Annotated in this window: 15 protein-coding genes; 10 read left to right on the forward strand and 5 right to left on the reverse strand. The window is 46.9% G+C overall.

Features of this window, described 5'->3' with window-relative positions:
• Nucleotides 1-330 precede the first annotated feature (330 nt).
• Both DYADSP32_RS28385 and DYADSP32_RS28390 read right to left on the reverse strand, forming a co-directional pair.
• Nucleotides 331-1332: a DUF6807 family protein gene (locus DYADSP32_RS28385; protein WP_149239601.1), complete on the reverse strand. Its 1002-nt coding sequence runs from the start codon at nucleotides 1330-1332 to the stop codon at nucleotides 331-333.
• Between the two features lie 37 nt (nucleotides 1333-1369).
• Nucleotides 1370-2689: a Gfo/Idh/MocA family protein gene (locus DYADSP32_RS28390; RefSeq protein WP_414618131.1), complete on the reverse strand. Its 1320-nt coding sequence runs from the start codon at nucleotides 2687-2689 to the stop codon at nucleotides 1370-1372.
• A 349-nt stretch (nucleotides 2690-3038) separates the two neighbouring features.
• On the opposite strand from DYADSP32_RS28390, the gene DYADSP32_RS28395 reads away from it, so the two are divergent.
• The 4 genes from DYADSP32_RS28395 (at nucleotide 3039) to DYADSP32_RS28410 (ending at nucleotide 5155) form a co-directional block, all read left to right on the forward strand.
• Complete coding sequence (locus DYADSP32_RS28395; protein WP_414618132.1) at nucleotides 3039-3218, forward strand: hypothetical protein; 180 nt, start codon at nucleotides 3039-3041, stop codon at nucleotides 3216-3218.
• 85 nt (nucleotides 3219-3303) lie between these two features.
• Nucleotides 3304-4371: a DUF748 domain-containing protein gene (locus DYADSP32_RS28400; protein WP_414618133.1), complete on the forward strand. Its 1068-nt coding sequence runs from the start codon at nucleotides 3304-3306 to the stop codon at nucleotides 4369-4371.
• Between the two features lie 12 nt (nucleotides 4372-4383).
• Complete coding sequence (locus tag DYADSP32_RS28405; protein WP_149239598.1) at nucleotides 4384-4575, forward strand: hypothetical protein; 192 nt, start codon at nucleotides 4384-4386, stop codon at nucleotides 4573-4575.
• A gap of 37 nt (nucleotides 4576-4612) precedes the next feature.
• On the forward strand, nucleotides 4613-5155 hold the full coding sequence (locus tag DYADSP32_RS28410; RefSeq protein ID WP_149239597.1) for a hypothetical protein: 543 nt from the start codon (nucleotides 4613-4615) through the stop codon (nucleotides 5153-5155).
• A 97-nt stretch (nucleotides 5156-5252) separates the two neighbouring features.
• Here DYADSP32_RS28410 and DYADSP32_RS28415 read toward each other — a convergent pair whose 3' ends face one another.
• Entirely contained in the window at nucleotides 5253-6035 is a 783-nt protein-coding gene (locus tag DYADSP32_RS28415; RefSeq protein ID WP_149239596.1) for an oxygenase MpaB family protein, read from the reverse strand.
• A gap of 579 nt (nucleotides 6036-6614) precedes the next feature.
• Here DYADSP32_RS28415 and DYADSP32_RS28420 point away from each other — a divergent pair.
• The gene (locus DYADSP32_RS28420; RefSeq protein ID WP_149239595.1) at nucleotides 6615-8603 is read left to right on the forward strand and encodes a VCBS repeat-containing protein; all 1989 of its coding nucleotides are present in this window, start codon (nucleotides 6615-6617) and stop codon (nucleotides 8601-8603) included.
• A 271-nt stretch (nucleotides 8604-8874) separates the two neighbouring features.
• The gene (locus DYADSP32_RS28425) at nucleotides 8875-9855 is read left to right on the forward strand and encodes a metallophosphoesterase (RefSeq protein ID WP_149239594.1); all 981 of its coding nucleotides are present in this window, start codon (nucleotides 8875-8877) and stop codon (nucleotides 9853-9855) included.
• Between the two features lie 48 nt (nucleotides 9856-9903).
• Here the strand turns inward: DYADSP32_RS28425 and DYADSP32_RS28430 are convergent, their stop codons facing one another.
• Nucleotides 9904-10083 (reverse strand): DUF433 domain-containing protein, encoded by a 180-nt coding sequence (locus DYADSP32_RS28430; protein WP_414618134.1) that lies wholly within the window; start codon nucleotides 10081-10083, stop codon nucleotides 9904-9906.
• Between the two features lie 327 nt (nucleotides 10084-10410).
• On the opposite strand from DYADSP32_RS28430, the gene DYADSP32_RS28435 reads away from it, so the two are divergent.
• Both DYADSP32_RS28435 and porV read left to right on the forward strand, forming a co-directional pair.
• A complete protein-coding gene (locus DYADSP32_RS28435) occupies nucleotides 10411-13590 on the forward strand; it encodes a PVC-type heme-binding CxxCH protein (RefSeq protein WP_149239593.1) in 3180 nt (1059 codons plus the stop codon).
• A 525-nt stretch (nucleotides 13591-14115) separates the two neighbouring features.
• Nucleotides 14116-15279, forward strand: a complete 1164-nt coding sequence (gene porV / locus DYADSP32_RS28440) for a type IX secretion system outer membrane channel protein PorV (RefSeq protein WP_149239592.1) — start codon at nucleotides 14116-14118, stop codon at nucleotides 15277-15279.
• Nucleotides 15280-15366: 87 nt separating this feature from the next.
• Here porV and DYADSP32_RS28445 read toward each other — a convergent pair whose 3' ends face one another.
• Nucleotides 15367-16113, reverse strand: a complete 747-nt coding sequence (locus tag DYADSP32_RS28445; RefSeq protein WP_149239591.1) for an Ig-like domain-containing protein — start codon at nucleotides 16111-16113, stop codon at nucleotides 15367-15369.
• Nucleotides 16114-16457: 344 nt separating this feature from the next.
• Between DYADSP32_RS28445 and DYADSP32_RS28450 the strand changes: the two genes are divergently transcribed.
• Both DYADSP32_RS28450 and DYADSP32_RS28455 read left to right on the forward strand, forming a co-directional pair.
• On the forward strand, nucleotides 16458-19013 hold the full coding sequence (locus DYADSP32_RS28450) for a TonB-dependent receptor domain-containing protein (protein ID WP_149239590.1): 2556 nt from the start codon (nucleotides 16458-16460) through the stop codon (nucleotides 19011-19013).
• Nucleotides 19014-19079: 66 nt separating this feature from the next.
• Nucleotides 19080-19793, forward strand: a complete 714-nt coding sequence (locus DYADSP32_RS28455; protein ID WP_149239589.1) for an outer membrane lipoprotein-sorting protein — start codon at nucleotides 19080-19082, stop codon at nucleotides 19791-19793.
• Nucleotides 19794-19842 lie beyond the last annotated feature (49 nt).

Raw genomic sequence — 19842 nt, forward strand, 5'->3', positions numbered from 1 at the left:
GTACGCGCATGGGTGGTTTTGGGGCCTGTTTATGCTGTGTTTTTTTGCATCTGCGAAAATGGTACACGAGCCGGTCTATTTTGAAAAGAGAACTCAGGACTTTATCGTAATCAATAAAGCGGAACACGGGTTCTGAGTTACTGCAATTTTATAAAGCTTTCTGCCAAAAAAGCCTGTCCGGGACCTCATCCACGAAGTAACAGACAGGCATATAGGAACAAGCAGGAAGCACTGCTTCTCTGTTACTCTTGATGTTATTATTCGCTTTTTTGAAAATATATATTTAAGTAAAAAGTTGATTTCAAATTTCTCTACGTGAAGTTCGGCTACCTACAGATTCACAATCTTCAGATAGTCCTGATAAGCATTTTCGATATTGACCTTTTCATTGCCTGGTTTGCAGTAGATCAATACACCATAACCCAGGTGGAATTTTTCGCCTTTTTTAACCACTTCGGCGCTTTTTTCGCCTTGTTTCATGGCTTCCCGGCCAAATGCATTGGCGGCCATCAGGCCATAATCCCGTGTGTGATACCAGCTTGGACGGAAATTTTTTGGGTCGGGCATGATCGTCACGCCCACGTTTTTATCATCGACCAGGCCACTGTAATCCACCCATTTGGAGGATTTCCCCCAGGTTCCTGCACCTTCTTTTAAACCTTCGGCATTGGTAATGTGCCCTTTCCCATACTGAACGGTAAACTTGGTATTTACCCGTACGCCCAATCCCATCTCTTCCTGGTCGCCAAAAGTGATGTCATTTGTTTCGGAGGAAAAAGTACTGTTGGTCAGGAGAAGAATACCGGCGGGGCGCACAAGAATGGTATACTTTACGAGTTCTGCCAAGATCCTGTCCTTTCCATCGGCGGTCATGTAATAATTCCTCACCGTAAACGAGCCTGCGCCCGCCCCGCCTTTAGGCTGCTCCACGAACATTTCGTGCTCTACTTTGGATTTCAGCCTCCAGTAATCATTGCCATTGATATCCCCAAAGCTGAGCCATATTCCCGGGTGGAAAGTGGCATGATCTTTCGGGTCGCCCTGTTGGGGCGGATAATTGCGGGTAACCTGAATACCACATGAAGATTTGACATGCGCAAAATAGGGCCGGGTAATGGTTGGATCCTCATAGACATAACTGGCGAAGGGTTTGCCATCGACGGTGATCGTCAGCTCGCCGGGTTGTTGTGCAAATGCGACCACGGCCTGACCGGCTCCTTTTCTTGCCTTTTGTGCTGTGGCAGGAGTGAAACTTAGGGCTGCCAGCACCATCAAAGTCAGCATGCATAAGCCTTGTGAAAACATATAATTCTTTGGCTGATATTTATTCATTATCAAAATAATTAAGGGTTATCTGATTAAAACGGTTTTATCCTTTAAAGGGAAGTTCATATCCCTTCCTGTATGCTCTGCCTAACAAGGCATTGGCCTGGGCTTCAAATCCGGGACATTTGATTTCCTGTCTGATTGGGTCGTACGTCAGTGAAGAAGCGCCCAGGCGGGTCGTGATGTTGGCCAGATGTGCCATGTTTGTCGCGATTGCGCCTTTCTCGATGGGCGAATGTAGTTTGGCCGGATTATTTTCTCTGACCGCTGTCAGGAAGTTTGGAATGATCGCTTCTACAACTTCGGGTGAAACAATCTTGGTTTGCTCTTTTCCTTTTGTGACAATCACCCCGGCACGCCCAAATTCCATTTTGCCTTCGGTTCCGTAGGCTACATTGCCATTGTCGTGTCCTTCCATATTGTACGGTGTCCAAAGCCTCATTTCCCAAATGATCTGGGTGTCGTCATATTCAAAAATGGTGGTCTGTGTGTCGGGTGTCTGGTGGTCGTCGTTGTAGAAATATTGTCCGCCCGATGACACCACCCGCTTGGGATAACGGTCGCCAAGCGCCCATACCGCCACATCGATCTGGTGTACACCATCATTGGCCGCATCGCCATTTCCATAGTCCCAGAACCATCTCCAGGTATAATGCCAGCGGTTGGTGGTGAAGGGCACCTTTGGCGCTGCACCCAGCCACATATCATAATTGACCCCTGCAGGTGGTTCCTGTGCCGGGGCTCTGCCGATTGCTTCCCGATGTTGGTGGTCAATCGCTTTGATGGTATGGACCTTCCCGATGATGCCGTTACGCATTTGCTTCATGCCCTCCATGTGGTCTCCGTTGCTGCGTCGCTGTGTGCCGTGCTGTACACACTTGTTGAATTTTTTTGCAGCTTTAACCAAAATATCGGTCTCCTTGATGTTGTGGCTGCATGGCTTTTCAAGGTAGACATGTTTTCCTGCCATCATGGCCCATAGTGCCAAGGGTGTATGCCAGTGATCGGGTGAGGCTATGGATACCGAATCGATGGATTTGTCTTTCAGTAACTCCCTGAAATCGCTGTATGTTTTAACTTTATCGGGATTTGGGACGGTTTTAAGTGCTTTCCCAAGCTGTTCGGGATCCACGTCACAGATCGCCACCAGGTCGCAGCCTTTGGTATTTCCAAATGTTTTGGTGTGGTTTCTGCCCATGTTACCGGTGCCGATCACCGCATGGCGGATCAGGTCGCTGGGGGGCGTTTGCTTCCACGCCGTTTTGGCCAGGTAGGGGGCACCGATAATTCCCACACCGGCTGTTTTCATGAAGTCGCGTCTTGAGAAATCCGCAGTGGCGGGTTCCGTTTTAATTTCTTTCATTTTAGATAAGCATTTGAACTGATAATTATTTTTGAATTGATTCGGATGCGCAACAAAAATCTTTACTTCTATACCGCAGGACCGACTCTCGTCCTGCATAGCTTCCGTCTTTTAAGGTTAGAAAATATCTTCGTTTTCTTCGACATCATAAGGATAAACCCCGGATCCAGTTCATGTGTGGGGTGGAATTTACGCTAGTGCGATGTCAGAATATTCGAATCAGCGGTGCGCCTCCCTCTATTAACAGCCCGTTGATTTGCTTGTTTCTTACCAGGGTTTTAGCTACTCGGGCAAGCGTATTTTTAATGGTAGGGGGGCATATTTATAGCATTAAATCTTGTGGATAGCCATGATTACTTTGTACGTTTTTTATACGCCATGGGGCTATTGGTTGACCACATTTAATCATAAAGGCGAATACCTGGATCCGAAATGGTGGTCATGGTATGATTTTTTGAACGTTGGAATCAGGTACAAAGCGGTTAGTAAAATTGACAACGTTCATGAAAACCCCGGCATGGTCAGGTAGGAGAAAAAAGTTATTTTGGATTTTACTGGGCTTTTTGGGCCTAATCGTCATTGCCAGAATTATCTTGCCATACGTCCTGCTCAAAATGATCAATACGAACCTGGCGTCCATGAAAACGTTTTATGGTCATGTGGAAGATATTGATCTGAAAATCATTAGAGGTGCTTATCAGATCGACAGCATTTACATGAATAAAAAGGACTCTGTGAGTCAAAAGCAAACTCCTTTTTTCGCTGCTTCGCTTATTGACCTTTCGATAGAATGGAAATCGCTCTTTCATGGATCCATTGTGGGTGAGGTTGTGTGTACGGGGCCTATGCTGCGGTTTACCAAAGACAAGGTGGAGCCAAAGGATGTTGCCCGTGACTCGACCGACCTTAAGGAACTACTGGATGACCTCATGCCCTTGCGGATCAATCGGTTTGAAATAAAAAATGGTATGGTTCAGTATATCGACGAGCAATCCACACCCAGGGTTGACATTGAGATGACACGGATTCAGCTGGTGGCACAAAACCTGCGTAACAGCTACGACTCCACCGTGATTTTGCCTGCAAGTATCAACGCAACCGCGTTGGTTTACGAAGGAGACCTTCGTTTTGATGCCAAAGCCAATCCGCTTTCCGATGCGCCCACCTTTGATATGAGCGCCGAGCTCAAAAACACCAACCTTGTCAAGCTCAACGATTTTTTTAAGGCCTACTCCAAAGTCGACGTGAATAAGGGTCGTTTCGGGTTATATACCGAAGTTGCTGCCAAAGACAGCCATTTTACAGGATACGTCAAGCCCGTCATTCAGGATCTCGACGTACTGGGGCATGAGGATCGGAACGACAATTTTCTCAGGAAGGTCTGGGAAGGTTTTGTGGGAGGCGTTGGAGAGATCTTTGAAAACCAGTCCAAAGATCAGCTGGCCACCAAAATCCCCTTTAAAGGAAGATTGGACGATCCTAAAACAAACGTTTGGCTCACGCTTGCCAATGTTTTGCAGAATGCATTTATCCAGGCCCTTCAGCCATCGATAGACAACGAAATTAGCATAGGCTCGGTGACGGAAAAAAACGAGGATAAGAAAACGTTTTTCCAGAAAATATTCTCAAAAGAGGATAAAGCCGGGAAGCGTACAAAAAAGGACAGGAAGGATAAACAGTAAAACACAAACATTATGAAAGAAGAGCAATTAAAAGAAGGTGACTGGGTAAAAGAAAAAAATGGAACCCAGGGGATGACCGTAGTCGCGCATGTGCAGGATTCCCGCACAAAGGAACCAACAGGTGAGGTAAAATGCCAATATAAAAACGCAGTAGGAGAGACGGTGGAAAGTAATTTTTGGGAGGCAGACTTGATTAAGATATAATCAGATTCATTAAGATCAATTTGTAAAAATATAACTTATGGGCCATTCGGGTGTGACATACAATTTGCCGGGAACGGTGTCAGGTGTTTTTTTTACGAAGCAGGATGCCGATGCAGCGTACAATGCGTTGCTACGCCGGGGACATACGGCCGATGATATATCGGTGCTGATGTCCGATGAAACATTGAGCAATCACAATGAAATTCATACCTCGGAAAATTTGGGAGCCGATACTTCCGGCTCCACTCTGGAGCGCACGAAAGAAACCATTGCCAATGCGATCATTTCTATTACTTCGCTCATTTCTCTGCCGGGTTTAGGCATAGCGATTTCAAGCAGGCTCTTCAAGAAAATAAATACCATTGAATTGCCCGGTGACGAAGGCGCACTCGGCACCGTAATCGGGTCGGCTGTTCCTGCACGGCATGCAGATTCATACCGCAACCGAATGCGCGAAGGAGGTATCATCATCAGCGTAGATCCGCATAATGTGGAAGAAAAACAGGCGATTGTGGGTGAATTTATCCGGTACAACGGTCGCGACATCCTCGGTGAAGACGGATATAGTGAACTAGCCTGATAAGGATATGGTCCGGATCCGGGCTTGTACAGGGAGGAGAAAACATCGGTAAAATTATCCGTTCCAGGCCTAAGCGTGCAACTGGTCAATTCAACAACTAAACGTTGAGAGGCTCCTTTTTGCTTTGTGCATCAAGGCTTTGGATTTGTGTCAGGTAGTTGGGTGGGAGGATTGCGTTTTTAATGTACTTTTCTAATCCCATCAGACGAGCACATTTATAAAAGGAAATCACGGGGGCAATGAAGGGAACCCTTCCCAGGGAAAGCAGGTCATTGACATGTGGCGGCACTACCAAAATCTGCACTTGTCGTAACAGATAATATCTTGCGGCACCTAAATGTTTGCGGTATTGTAGGTACAGATCCTTCGAAAAGTGAGTGGGTTGCAGATTGGCCTGGATATGATCTTGCCTCATTTGCTCCCAGGTAGTAAACGTATGCGGAAGTCCGTTAATACCCATCCGTGTTCCCACCCTATAAAAGACCGCAAAAACCTCTGCTTTTTCGTCTGCAGTTAACTTTCGTTCCAATACCTCAAACGACCGTATGGAATAGTCGATCAGCATAAACAGCACATCGCGATAAGCCCAATCGGGTATCCTGGCTCCGCGTTTTGCTTCCACATCCTGGTGTATGGCTGTGATTTTATCAATAGACCTGTTTGCTGCGTCGTATTCTGAGAACACGATCTGTCGTGCATAGGCCACAGTAGAAAACAACCGTCCCAGTGGATCAGCGGGCAGTTTCCCCGTAAAGTATAACCAGTCGACCGCCTTGTTTACAGCAAATTCGGCAGATGCGCCCGCAAAAATGAAAAGGATTGTATCCGCCTTTCCCCAAATTTCACGGACGATTGAGCCCTTATTTACGAAATCTGCCATGTATGTGAAGATTTAAAGTTTATTTCGGAGAAATAGTAATTAAAAAGTACTTTGTATTACAAAGTAAATAAAGAATAATTACTTTGCAAAATGTGGCTGGGGCAAATGGACTATTTGTTTTTCTAGAAATATAATTTGATTTTACCCAAGGTACTTTCGAATTTAAACTATTCGGGTGAGCCTCCGGTTGGATGGTGGTAATTTACTTCGCTATATGGGATCTGACAATTCTATTCTCCAACACCAAAGAAAGAAAACTGCGAGTAAATATCTTTCCTTGATTCAGCATATATAAGTTTCAATCAATCCTTACAGGAGATTTCGGGAGCCGGGCATTTGTTAGTAGTGTTTACTACGGTTACAACCTTGAAGGTTGGGTTGATTACCATCTTTCGGTTTTGTTGCCAGGATTTGGCGAGGACTTTAACGTAACTATAGTGGGGAATGGAATTCTGAGTATACATGTATATTACGTTTTGAGCCGAGCTGCCTCGTCAAATCAGTGGTTTTTATAGCCTATACCCGTAGCGGGTGCGTATGTAAAAGGTACAAGTTGTTCAACCTGATCCTAACCCACGCATGCGTCTCTTCCTGATTTTTGTTTTCTATACCATCTTTGGCGTTATTAACGGATATGCTCAAACAGAGGTGCCAGAGAGTGGTAAGCCATTAAAAGTCTTCCCCAAAACCTTGGCCGGTCCCTTTCCGCATCCGTCCGTGAATGGATTTGTGATGGGCATGGCGCGGATCAGCGATGATGATGTGCCTGATCTGATGATGTTTACTGATCGGTACAATCCGGGAACATTTTATTATGAATTTGAAAGGTATAGTAAAGACGGCGTGCCGGTTTTCTCCGAAAAGAAAAAAATAGAAATCCCTTTTGAAAAGGAAACACAGGCCAAATCAGTGATTCTGGAAAATGATAAAAGAGAGGTTTTCGGATATTGGGCGTTTGGTAGTGAGTTAAAATACGGGCAGTTGGATAAGAAAAGCAGGACGTTTTCCCAGCCCAAAACGCTCCAGGTAAAAGGGTTGCCAGGCGGAATCTCACATTTTGGCGTGTTGCAGATTGCCCCGTCCAGGTATCTTTTTCTGTTTACGGTGTCGGATACGATCCGCTCGGACAAGTACCCACCCACCCCAACCGATCCTAAACATCGCCACGATTACGAATCCTATGGACGGGAAGGCTTCTGGCAGCAGCAATTGCCAAAATCAGGGATTTATGGTGCATTTGTAAACAGCCTGAACCAGACGGAGATAAGGGTGAAATCCCTCACCACACTCACACAAACTTATTATTCTCTGGAAGCATTCACCTTGTACAGCCTGAATGGCGCGCAGTATGTAGTGGCTGGCACTACGCTTGGCAACATTCATGCTTACAAAATTGATGACCAGCATGAAACCTTGTCGGAAGCAGGGTATGTTACCAATAGCCAGGGGCAGACGCTTCGGAATCCAGCCATACATGGTTACCTGACCTATTTCAACGGCCCCGGCAACAAGGGATTAATTGTGTCGAGTGAAGGAGGGATATATTTTTACAAATCCACCGGCAAACAGAACAAAAACGGGTCGCTGGTTCTGGACAGGCCGCAGCATCTGCTCCAGAGCAATGCCGATTTGTATGGAAGTTCGCTCGTGGTTCCCAACCTGACCGACTGGGATGGTGATGGCGACCTGGATCTGGTGTCGGGCAACTCTTTGGGGAATATTCAGTTTATGGAAAATATCGGTACCACGGCCAATCCAAAATTTACCGTACCAGTGAATATCAAGGCAGGCGGTTACGAAATTTATATCCAGCCAGGTTACAATCAGGACATACAGGGGCCGGTGGAAACCCGTTGGGGCTATGCTTCTCCTGCGGTACACGACTGGAACGGCGACGGCTTGCCGGATATCCTCACGGGCGACAGTCGTGGCAAATTCAACATTTACCTCAACAAGGGGACCAAACAAAAACCGCTGCTTGAACCTGAGCACCCGCTTTACCTGGATGGCCTGGATGTACACGGAACCTGGCGTGTGCGGCCAGGGGTAGGGGAGCTGGGGGGTAAAAATGCCTACATCATTCTGGACACGGATGATGAATTTCACCTGTACTGGCAACTCGATGATTATAATCTGAAAGATGGGGGTAAGCTGATGATCGGCGACAGTATGCCGATCAGGGCTAATTTTAAATTGGGAGGTGAAACTGGCCGCTCCAAAATCACAATTGTAGACTGGGACCAGGACGGTATCAAGGATCTGCTGGTGGGGACTCCGCGCTATTCGACCATCCCCGAGCCTAAAAAAGGGATGCCCTACCGACTTAAAAATAATGGAGCTGCAGTCCTGTTTCTTCGCAATGCAGGAACGGAACAAAAGCCTGTGTACGAATATCCGGTTGCCCTGAAATTCAAGGGAAAACGTATCAATCTCGGTCAGCACGAAATTGGTGTAGCGGCGGCAAAGATCGGTCCGGGCAATACGCTGAACCTGATCGTAGGAGAGGAGACCGGACGGTTTTATTTTTACAAAAGGGAGGATCTGAGCTGGGAAAAGGGGGAAGAGTAAACAACAATTTGTCTCTGAGCAAACCCCGCCGCACCATCGGCATGGGTCGAACTGCAGGGGATGGGTGCAGATGGAATTTACCGGTGCCCGCGCTGATCGGGATGTGAAACGCAGGTGCATGAGGACGTGTGAGAGCAAAGTTGAATCGAATTTCCAAAAATTACATTTTATTAATTTTTCCAATCCCTGCCAATTTTTTCAAGGATCATTGGTAAATCAGAACCGGTTTCTTCTTATCAAGGTATCGTTTCCCTTTTAGACAAATGTGCCAATGAAACGCCGAAATTTTATTCAAACTGCAGTCACTTCGGGTATGGCTGTTGCTAGCCAGTCCCAAACGGCAATGTCTCCGGAAAATAAAAGCCGGTTTTCACTGGATCAGAATAAGGTCAGGATTTACTCCCCCGATTTCACCACAACGTCCAAAGTCCTGATGGTTTCGGACACACACCTCTGGATGGACGACAAGCGTGGAGCACCTTACACCCAATACAGCGGGCGCATGGCGAAGGCCTACAACCAGACAACACACTTTCAGACCGGGCACCCCACCAACCCCAATGAGTCTTTCGAAAAAATGATCGCAATAGGGAAAGCCTCCAAAGTGGACCTGCTCGCATTGCCTGGGGATCTGTTCAGCTTTCCATCCGAAGCGGCCATCGAATGGGTAACCGGCCAGCTGACTGATTCACAACTGCCTTTTCAATACGCAGCAGGTAACCACGACTGGCATTACGAAGGAATGGAAGGCAGCTTGGTCGATCTGAGGAAACAGTGGACTGAAAACCGTTTGAAGCCATTGTACCAGGGAGGTCATCCGTTAATGACTGTAAAGGAAATCAACGGGATCCGCTTTGTGACGCTGGACAATTCTATTTACGAGATCCTGCCCGAGCAGCTTTCGTTTTTCAGAGAGCAGGTAAAAACGGCAAAACCGCTGGTGCTTTTCGTACACATTCCGCTCTATGCGCCGGGCCGTTCCATGGGTTTTGGATGCGGTAACCCGAAGTGGGGCTGGGAGACCGACCGTAATTTTGACCTCGAACGCCGCCCGAGATGGCCCAAAACCGGACACACGACTACCACCATGGATTTTCACAAGGAAGTTTTCGCCGCCAAAAATCTGCTCGGCATCTTCGCCGGACACACCCACAAACAATCCCTGGACGTCGTGAACGACATCCCCCAATTCGTCACCGCCGCCAATGCGATGGGCGGGTTTTTGGAGATTGAGTTTTTGAGGGAGGGGTGAGGGGTTGTTAGATGTTTAAAGGAAACAAAAGCCCATGCGGCCAGAATATCAGCCCGTGACAATTCCGGGGAAATCTGTAAGGATTTTATCATAAGTCATATCCTTCCACAGCCATCCTAAAATGTCCCAAAAGGTAATTCTGGTGCCGGTAATGCATGGTTTCCCAAACCGTATTTCCGGATTCAAGCTGATTCGTTCCTGCCAGTTTTGCCTCGCTTGAATAGTCATTTCTCAAATATACAAATTTTCAAAAGTATCGGTTTTCACCGCGATTGCCATTCGCCGGTGCGATGATCGTTCGAAGTGTGTTTCACCCAGAGGGGGATAATGCCAGTCAGTGTTTCCTGAATAGATAATTCCTGCCAATTTTTCCTAAAAGAGTCCCCAAAAGAATGGCCATCGGCTTACTCTGCTCTGCAATTCCCTTATAACACGGTTCAAGTTTTCAATAATACGCATTCAGAATAATATTTTGAGAAGAATTAGCCGTTCAGTTGCTTTTGCTGGTACCTAGTATTACAGGAAGTTAACTCACGTAATTTATTGAACTCTCAAATGAATTTTTACAAAGGCTCCGGCGGGTTTCTGACAAAAAACAAAAAGGCAACCCGGTCAATCCCGAGAAAATTATTAATCGTTGTAACATGCGTTTTATGTTTCGGTTCTGGCGTGCAGATGGACAACCAGGCTACACCTGGCCTGATCGTGCCGGAGGGATTCACCATTGAGCCTGCGGTGGCATCCAGCCTGTTATCTTATCCCATGTTTGCCAGTTTTGATGATCGAGGACGTTTGTTTGTCGTGGAATCTACCGGGCCCAACACCATGGGCACGGAACAAATGCTCAAAAATCCAACCTACCATATCCGGCTTCTGGAAGATACAAACGATGATGGGAATTTTGATAAAAGCAGCATTTACGCAGCACCTATTCCATTTCCAAAGGGCGCTCAGTTTTTCCAGGGAAGTCTGTACGTAGCCGAATCTCCCAACCTCGTCAGATATACGGATAAGGATGGCGACGGTGTGTCCGACAACCGGGAGGTCATTCTTACAGGCTGGAACCTGCATGCCAATGGCGCTTCGCTGAGTGGCCCTTTTCTGGGCCCCGACGGATGGTTGTATCTGCCCGATGCCCGGCGAGGATTCCACATAACCACCAAGGAAGGGAAAGTATTAGAAGGCAAAGGAGCCAGAATTTGGCGTTGCAGGCCGGATGGCACGGGTCTGGAGGCTATGTCGGGCGGCGGATTTGATAATTCCATTGAAATGATATTCATGCCTGGGGGAGAGTCCATTGGCACCATGACGTATTTCCGCGACCCGCAAGATGGCGAAAGAGATGCCCTGATGCATTGGGTAGAAGGTGGTACCTATCCCAAACCCAATTCGGTTATCGCGGAAGATGGCCTGAAGCTAACCGGTGATCTCATGCCGGTGATGACCAAAATGCCCCGTGTGGCGCCATCGGGGCTTATGAGGTACCGTAATACGGCCTTGGGTAAGGATTTTAAAGGGAATTTATTTCACGCAGAATTTAATACGGGGCGGGTAATCAGGCATCGTATATCCAGCGTTGGAGCGACTTACAAAACCGAAGATGAAGTTTTTATGAAATCGTCGGGCATCGATTCGCATCCCACGGATGTGCTTGAAGATGCTGATGGCAGCCTGCTGGTGGTTGTAACCGGAGGATGGTTTGTTGAAGGTTGTCCACTGTCACGGGTGGCTAAGCCCGAAGTGGCCGGCGGAATCTACCGCATTCGTAAGAAGGGTTCAGTGAGGGGTAAAAATTCCTGGGGAAATAATGTGGATTTTGCTAAGATGACAGCTTCAAAAGTTGCGGCCTATACTGCTGATCCACGCGCATTGGTAAGGGACAGAGCCATTGAGTCTCTTGTATCCAAGGGCAATGAAGCCATTGTTCCACTCAATAAAATGCAGTCTGTATTGAAGGATGAAGAAATGCGGGCGGCAGCCTTGTTTGGACTTTCCAGGATCAACAACAAGGCTGCTCAGGATGGTGTTCGTGCTGCTTTAAATGATAAGAGCGTGCTGGTACGCACGGCCGCTGCAAGGGCGCTGGGACTTTCTCTGGATCAGAAATCGGTGGAAAAGCTCATGAAAATGGTGCAGACAGACTCCGCAGCCGTGCGTCGCCAGGCGGCCACTGCTTTGGGTCAAATTGGACAGGAAAGGGCTGTGCCTGCCTTGCTGAAAGCATCGGGTAGCACTTCGGACCGGTTTGTAACACACGCTATCATTTATGCGCTGATCACGCTTGGGAACGCAGAGCCCCTCATTGAGGCCCTGAATGATAAGAACTGGCAGGTAACAAATGCCGCGGTGATTGCACTGGACCAAATGGATGGATCCAAACTTAAGAAGGAACATCTGGCTGGCATACTCGATAGCGACAATCCACAGTTGAGAACCACGGGGATATGGCTGGCTTCTCATCATCCGGATTGGACGGATATTGTTATTCATTTCCTGCAAAAGAATTTAAAGGACGATAGCTCCGTCGAGGATACGAAATTGGCGAAAGAGCTCATGCTTACTTTTGATAAGGATGTTGCCCTTCAGGGTTTTGTTACCAATCAACTGGCAGATACGCGGACATCGACACAGCGAAAATTGCTTTTGCTGGATGTAATCGGTAAGTCATCCCTGAAAAAGATCCCTGCCCCCTGGGTTGAACAAATCGGTCATCTGCTGACAGACCGCGATGCGGTAATTCAATCCGAAGTGCTCAATCTGATCGGATCCAGAAGAATAACGGCACTGAATGAAAAGCTGAACAAAATTGTGGCCAATGCCGCATCACCGACTGACTTTCGGTTAAAAGCCCTGAATGCCCGTTTGATGGCATCGTCCGCACTGTCACCATCAGAATTTGAGCTGCTGCTTCAATTTCTGGAGCCGGAGAATAGTTCACCAGTCAGGCAGCAGGCCGTGCGGCTGCTCAACAGGTCTGAGTTGAGTGACGACCAGCTATTCAAAATCGCCGATCAGCAAATCGAAAAGGTAGAAATGTTCCTGTTACCTGGGTTGACCGAGGTTTTTGAGGGCAATAAAAGTGAAAAGGTAGGGAAGCGACTCATCGGCGCCCTGCTGACCAAACCGGAACGTTTGAATAATATTTCGGAACAGAACCTGGCACAATTACTCAAAGATTTTCCATCGACTGTTCAGGAAATGGCGGTTCCGTTAAAGGAAATGCTCCGAAAACAACATGCCGATCGGCTTGCGCATTTGCAGAAAATGGAGCAACAATTAAAAGGGGGTGATGTAGGCGAAGGCCGGAAACTATTCTATGGCAAAGCCACCTGCTACCTTTGTCACTCGGTAGGATCGGAAGGAGGCCGGTTTGGCCCTGATCTCACCAATATCGGAGAAATACGTTCTGTTCATGACATTCTGGAAGCGGTGGTATATCCCAGTGCAAGTTTTGCCCGGGAGTATGAGACCTCCAGGATCATTACCAAAACGGGTTCTTACACAGGTGTGATTAAGGAGCAGTTGCCGGATGCAGTGGTAATCGAAGTGGGTCCTGTTCCGGGAATACGTATACCCACCTCAGAAATAACATCCATAGAGCCCCAAAGCCTGTCCCTGATGCCACCCGGGTTGGATCAGCAACTGGCCCCATCGGAAATGGCTGATCTCACGGCTTTTCTCCAGGCGCTTCCTTACAGGCTGGATCGCATGATTGAAGCAAGGGAGAAAAAATAACAGGTAAGGTACAGTTTTTCTTATTCTAAAAGTCTGTGAAGGAGCACGACTTGTTTGTGCTCTTTCACAGACTTTTTTGGAGTTCATCAAAACCCTGTTGTTCAAAACATTATCGTAGTTAAACTTAAGCACTTTTGGAGTACTTTCTTCATGAAAGTATGATTCCAGAAGTGCATTTTTATTTGAAAGATTATTGATTAGAGGTATCTAAATAAAATATAGGTCACATATAATAAGCAATCCGATACCGCCGTTTTGGCTATGTAACCTACATTAGCCCTAACAGCCACAACGTGCGACTCTTCTACAACTTGTACAGGTCAAAACCATTTTTGATCCTTCTATTTAGCACTTCTTTTTTGTGTCATAACAATGTTCATGGCCAATATTTCCGCGTCGATTCGCTACGGATTCCGGGATCCGCTGTAGCATTTTTGACCTAATCACATTTCGTTGACAGCCCTTCTGCATAGAAGACCAATGGCTGAAGGGATTTAACCATAACTTACCCTAATCCAACAAACCATGCGCAATCCCAGTACTCCCAAACACCCAACTAAAATCGTTGCAGGCGTCATAAGCAGCATTTTATTTCTGCATGGCAATGTGTCTGCACAAACCGTTGCAAGTGGCTTTCCCAGGCCTGCACTCTACTTTCTCACATTAGCTCCCGATGCCCGAAGTGCTGGCATGGGCGACGCAGGTGTGGCGGTGTCTCCGGATGCCAACGCGACCTACTGGAATGCAGCCAAGCTTGCCTTTGCGGATCGGGATTTTGGTGCAAGTGTGTCGTACGCACCGTGGTTAAGAAATTTAACGGACGATATGTGGCTCGGTTATGCAAGTGTGTATAAAAGAATTGGAAAGGGACAGGCCATTGCCATATCTGCGAACCACTACCACGGTGGGGTTAATCCTTTATTTACAGCTTCGGGTATCTCGTTAGGTAATTTCAGGTCCTCAGAATCGGCCATTGCAGGTACTTACGCTACGCAACTGGGCAGGGATTTTTCCATGGGTTTAACATTGAAATACATTACCTCAAATGTGGCCAATGGAGCCGTTATCAATGCGGTGACATTGAAGCCCGGACAATCCATAGCCGGCGACATTTCGGTTTATTACAAAAAAGAACTTATCAATTCGCGTGATGGCAAAAACTTGAGTGTAGCGTTTGGGGCCGTGATTTCCAATATGGGCGGGGCAATGAGCTATGGAATGGGTACAGACCAAACTTACCTGCCAACAACCTTTAAATTAGGTGCCGGCCTGTCCTTCACACCAGTTGCAAAACATCAGTTTAATTTTATTCTGGATGCAAGCAAACTGGCTTTGCCTACGCCTGTCAATGGCGTGATTCCCAGTAATCAGCCGGTGATTAACGCGGTGTTTAAATCTTTTAATGATGCTCCTGGTGGTTTTAAGGAGGAAATGCAGGAAGTGGTCTGGTCGGGAGGAGTGGAGTACAAGTATAACTATATCTTTGCGGTACGCGGAGGATATTTTGGCGAACATCGCAACAAAGGGAATCGTAAATACTTTACGGCCGGCGCAGGTCTACGCTTTTTGAAGAACTATGATGTTGATTTTGCCTACATGTTTCCGGTGAAAGAGCACAGTCCATTTGCCAATACTTTCCGGGTTTCGGTATCCGCGAATCTCAACACACGAGCTCGTTATAAGGATTAGACAAGTGTTTTTTCGCCACGAAGATGGGAAGGGGCAAAGTAGAAAGCTTTTCAGCTTTGTATCCAGGTGTCTTCGTGGCGAGCTATTTTAGTGAATGTCGAGACTTTTCAGTGCTTTCTGTATCTTTTCAGTAGCTACCGCATCTTTTTTACCGCCTTTTTTGAGTGGGACATATTCCGCATTCCATCCTACGCTGCTATTGATCGAAAGAATAATCCCGAACGTGTTTTCATCATTGATCAGATAGGCAGCGTCCTTGTCGGCTTCGATATTGGGGTAACGTTCCTTATAGAAAGTAACCGATTCGTCGACGACCGCATTGGTGCTGGTAAATATGACCACGGAGGAGATCAGCTTACCCGCTTCAAAAATGTAAATTACATATTGCAAACTGGCATTATCTGGCTCATAGACAAGCCAGTCAGCCGTAGTCAGGGATGCCGAAAGCTTACGTTTTTCCTTTGACTTCACCGTAGCCATATCCGCGCCCCATTGAACGACGGGTTCGGTCAAAAATTTGGTGTAAGGCACAATGGTAATTGTGCTTTCCACATTTCCCATCGTGGTGGAGGTGCCGGTGATTTTGGTTTCCCCTATCTTTCGTCCTTTGAAATTCCCGTTACCGTCCACCGTCCCAACTTTTTCATCGCTCGACTTCCAGGTGAATGTGGATGCAGTAACTGGCTCAGCTCCTTTTGACAAAACAAACTGGTGCGTTTTGTCATATTTAAGCTCTACGGTTCGTGAGTCGATACTTACTTCGGGTTCAGGGTCTTTTTTGGAACAGGATACCAGTGCCATCATTGCAGTGGCAAATAAAATGAGCTTTTTCATAAGTTCTCTCGGATGGGATGAATAATATACAATAGTATCAATTCAACAGGTTAAAAACCAACCGGTTAATAAATGGCCGGCGCCACCTAACAAGTGGATCCGCGCAGGCGCCGTTTTACGAAGGGAGGAAGTCAAACGAAAGCCGGCATAACGGAACTCTTTTGACTGACCGGTCTTGCATGAGGTTCCGTTTTAGGTACAGGAATGCCGGCCGGCACTTTCCGGTCGGGAACATCCATCGTGCCTTATTCAGCCTCCATCCTTTTTATTGAACCCTTTATCATATTTTCTTTTCAGGGGAATTCTTTCTGTGACATTTTTGCAGCGTTAAAAAACAATCTTACATGAAAACATTTCTGCTGTCGCTGCTATTCATCACCGCAAGTCTTTCTTCACACGTTTTTGCGCAGTTTCCCACCGGTGGTGCGGCTACCCCAAAAGCACTTCCCGGAACTGCCGGAGATCAGACCCCCAAAGGGTCGGCCAAAATCACAGGTTCTATTATTGATTCTACGGGTGGCAAGCCTGTTGAGTTTGCAAGTGTCGCGCTTTATGACAAAAACACAGGCAAGGCGATGGACGGTACCATTGTCGATGAAAAGGGCAGGTTTGTGCTCAGCAAGCTGGTGGCTGGAAATTTCAAAATTCTTATATCATTTATTGGATATCAGAATAAAACGATTGACAACATCACACTTGCCAACAAACAGGAACTTGACCTGGGCAACATAAAACTGGTTTCCAATGTAAAAACCCTGGATGAAGTGACGGTAACAGGCCAGGCCGCGCTCATAGAAGAAAAGGTAGACAGGATGGTTTACAATGCAGAAAAGGACATCGCTGCCAAAGGAGGGGACGCAACGGATATCCTGCGAAAAGTGCCGTTGCTGACGGTCGATCTGGATGGTAATGTTTCCCTGCGCGGTAGCCAGAACATTCGGGTTTTGATCAATAACAAGCCTAGTACCATCATTGCCAGCAGCGTCGCTGATGCGCTGAAGCAAATACCTGCCGATCAGATCAAGACTGTGGAAGTGATCACCAGCCCTTCTGCTAAATACGATGCGGAAGGCTCCGGGGGGATCATCAATATCATCACAAAAAAGAATAGTCTGCAAGGATTGAACCTGAACGTGGATACCGGTGTAGGAAACCGGGGCTCCATGCTTTCCCTCAATGGCGGTTACCGAAAGGGAAAAGCCGGCATGACGATTGGAGGGTTCGGTCGCGGAATTTACAATACCAAAACCAGTACCACCCTCGATCAGCGTAGTACCGTGAATGACGTATCCACAGTTACCCTGCAGAGCGGAACGGGCAGTAGCAGGGGCCTTTTTGGGAATTATAATCTGGGGTTTGACTACGATCTGGCAAAAAATCAGAGTCTTACCGCTGGTGTACGGTACGGGGTCCGGAATTTCATTACACAACAAGACCTGATTACCAGGTTTTATAACAACGGTGTGCCGGGGGTAAACTCAGGCCGAAATGTGGAGTCAAAAAACCTTTCGGGTACACTGGATGCCAATCTGGATTATCTCCACACGTTCAAGCCACAGCAGGAGTGGAGTATTTCGACGTTATACAGCCGTAATGATCTGACCAATAATTTTGACGCTGATATTCTTAACGCCAACGGAAATGTCTCCAACCGGCAACGTAACGTGAATAAGAATATCAATCAGGAATTTACATTACAAACGGATTATCAGACGCCCATTAAGAAGAACCAGATGCTGGAATTTGGAGGGAAAGGTATTTTTCGTCAGGTAAACAGTGATTTTAGTTACTTCTTGGCCGAATCTGCGGGGAATTATGTCCCTGAGGTAGGCAAGCCGGCGGGTGAATTGCTTTATCACCAGAATATTGCTGCAGCTTACAGTTCTTACACCTACACCACCAAAAAACGTTACACTCTGAAGGGTGGATTGCGTTACGAACATACTTTTATAGATGCGAGTGACAAGAATGGTAGATTGGGCATTGGGAACTATGGTGTGCTTGTGCCGAGTGTAAATGCGTCAAAAACGATCAAGGGAACCACGCTTAAGTTGGGCTACAACAGAAGAATTCAACGGCCTGGATTAGCTCAGCTGAATCCTAACTTCAACACGGCGAACCCACAAAACATCACCATCGGTAATCCGGAACTGCGCCCGGAACTGACCAATAACTTTGAGCTTGGCGTGAGCAAGAATATTAAAAAGACATTTGTGAATGCCACTTTCTTTGGACGATTTACCAACAATGCCATAACCCAGGTAAGACAGCCATCGGATACCCTTGCGGGCTCAATTATTACCACTTTTCAGAACGTGGGGAAACAGGAAGCTTACGGGGTCAATTTATTTGCGAATGTGGCCGCTACTACCAAGATCAATGTGGGGCTATTTTCGAACATCTATTACACATCGCTTACCGGGAAGGCAACCGGGCAAAGTGGCCTGTCGGAAGATGTAACCAACACCGGCATGGTGGTGAGCGGGGGCGTATTTTCGCAGGCAACCTTTAAAAATGGCTGGGGTGCCCAGGCGTTCGGATTTTTGCAGGGAAATACAGTGCAGTTGCAGGGTAATCAGGGAGGTTTTGGCTTTTACACAGTGGGAGTGAAAAAGGAATTCAAAAACAAAAAAGGAAGCGTTGGACTGGCTGCTGAGAACTTCCTGAGCAAGCGATACACCATCCGTACCGAACTTGAATCGCTTAACTTTAACCAGGTGAATAATGTATATCTTTATAACCGGGGCGTAAGGATGACATTCACCTATAAGATTGGTAAAATGACAATGGATGCTCCGAAAAGGAAAGCCAAGTCTGTCAATAATGATGATGTGAAGAGTGAGGGGGGCGGACAGCAGCAATCGGGCGGGTCGGCTCCTGGCGGGGGCGCTCCGCGATAAACACAAGTGTTTCAATAATCTGATATAATCGCTAACTCTTTTTCAACCTGATTAATTTAACAAACTATGAGAACAAACAGATTTTTATTAACAATTGCGGCCGGGTTTATGACAATGGCTGCCTATGCCCAGACGGTGGATGAGATCGTTGACAAACACGTGGCTGCATTGGGTGGCATTGATAAAATTAAGGCCATTACCACGATTGTGGCGGATCGCTCGCTTGCTGTAAACGGCATGGACATTCCTACAAAAACAGTTCTGGTAGTTGGGAAATCGGTTCGGAATGAATCAACTGCCATGGGAAATACGATGTTACAGGTACTTGACGGAGACAAAGGATGGATGGTGCGCCCTGTTCAGTTCGGCGGTACCGGAGAACCGGAAGACTTGCCTGTTGATCAATTAAAACAGCTTGCGGGTTCCCTGGATCCCTTTGGAGGACTGGTGAATTACAAGGAAAAGGGAAGCGCCGTGGAGTTGGTCGGAAAGGAAAAGGTCGACAAAAAGGATGTATTCCATCTCAAACTGACATCCAAGGAGGGGCTGGTGGTGGATCAATTCGTTGATGCCAACACGTATCTGATCAACAAGACAAAAGTTGCAATAGCCGGACAAGAGGGGCAGATCGATTTCTCGGACTATAAGGAGGTGGAAGGTGTGAAAATGCCCTATACCATGGATATTGCCAATTCGCAGATGAGCATGTCGTTCATCACCAATAAACTTACGGTTAATTCCCAAGTTGACGAGGCGATTTTCAAACGTCCTGTAAAGTAGGAAATTAGATAAAGTAAAAAATGTTCCGGGAAATGCTATTTCAGGCATT

Source organism: Dyadobacter sp. 32 (assembly GCF_902506755.1).
Classification (GTDB): domain Bacteria; phylum Bacteroidota; class Bacteroidia; order Cytophagales; family Spirosomataceae; genus Dyadobacter.

What these genes read in the sequence shown, in the direction of transcription:
- DYADSP32_RS28385 (WP_149239601.1), bottom strand. Translation starts at nt 1,332, where the DNA reads ATGAATAAATATCAGCCAAAGAATTATATGTTTTCACAAGGCTTATGC.
- DYADSP32_RS28390 (WP_414618131.1), bottom strand. Translation starts at nt 2,689, where the DNA reads ATGAAAGAAATTAAAACGGAACCCGCCACTGCGGATTTCTCAAGACGC.
- DYADSP32_RS28395 (WP_414618132.1), top strand. Translation starts at nt 3,039, where the DNA reads ATGATTACTTTGTACGTTTTTTATACGCCATGGGGCTATTGGTTGACC.
- DYADSP32_RS28400 (WP_414618133.1), top strand. Translation starts at nt 3,304, where the DNA reads ATGATCAATACGAACCTGGCGTCCATGAAAACGTTTTATGGTCATGTG.
- DYADSP32_RS28405 (WP_149239598.1), top strand. Translation starts at nt 4,384, where the DNA reads ATGAAAGAAGAGCAATTAAAAGAAGGTGACTGGGTAAAAGAAAAAAAT.
- DYADSP32_RS28410 (WP_149239597.1), top strand. Translation starts at nt 4,613, where the DNA reads ATGGGCCATTCGGGTGTGACATACAATTTGCCGGGAACGGTGTCAGGT.
- DYADSP32_RS28415 (WP_149239596.1), bottom strand. Translation starts at nt 6,035, where the DNA reads ATGGCAGATTTCGTAAATAAGGGCTCAATCGTCCGTGAAATTTGGGGA.
- DYADSP32_RS28420 (WP_149239595.1), top strand. Translation starts at nt 6,615, where the DNA reads ATGCGTCTCTTCCTGATTTTTGTTTTCTATACCATCTTTGGCGTTATT.
- DYADSP32_RS28425 (WP_149239594.1), top strand. Translation starts at nt 8,875, where the DNA reads ATGAAACGCCGAAATTTTATTCAAACTGCAGTCACTTCGGGTATGGCT.
- DYADSP32_RS28430 (WP_414618134.1), bottom strand. Translation starts at nt 10,083, where the DNA reads ATGACTATTCAAGCGAGGCAAAACTGGCAGGAACGAATCAGCTTGAAT.
- DYADSP32_RS28435 (WP_149239593.1), top strand. Translation starts at nt 10,411, where the DNA reads ATGAATTTTTACAAAGGCTCCGGCGGGTTTCTGACAAAAAACAAAAAG.
- porV (WP_149239592.1), top strand. Translation starts at nt 14,116, where the DNA reads ATGCGCAATCCCAGTACTCCCAAACACCCAACTAAAATCGTTGCAGGC.
- DYADSP32_RS28445 (WP_149239591.1), bottom strand. Translation starts at nt 16,113, where the DNA reads ATGAAAAAGCTCATTTTATTTGCCACTGCAATGATGGCACTGGTATCC.
- DYADSP32_RS28450 (WP_149239590.1), top strand. Translation starts at nt 16,458, where the DNA reads ATGAAAACATTTCTGCTGTCGCTGCTATTCATCACCGCAAGTCTTTCT.
- DYADSP32_RS28455 (WP_149239589.1), top strand. Translation starts at nt 19,080, where the DNA reads ATGAGAACAAACAGATTTTTATTAACAATTGCGGCCGGGTTTATGACA.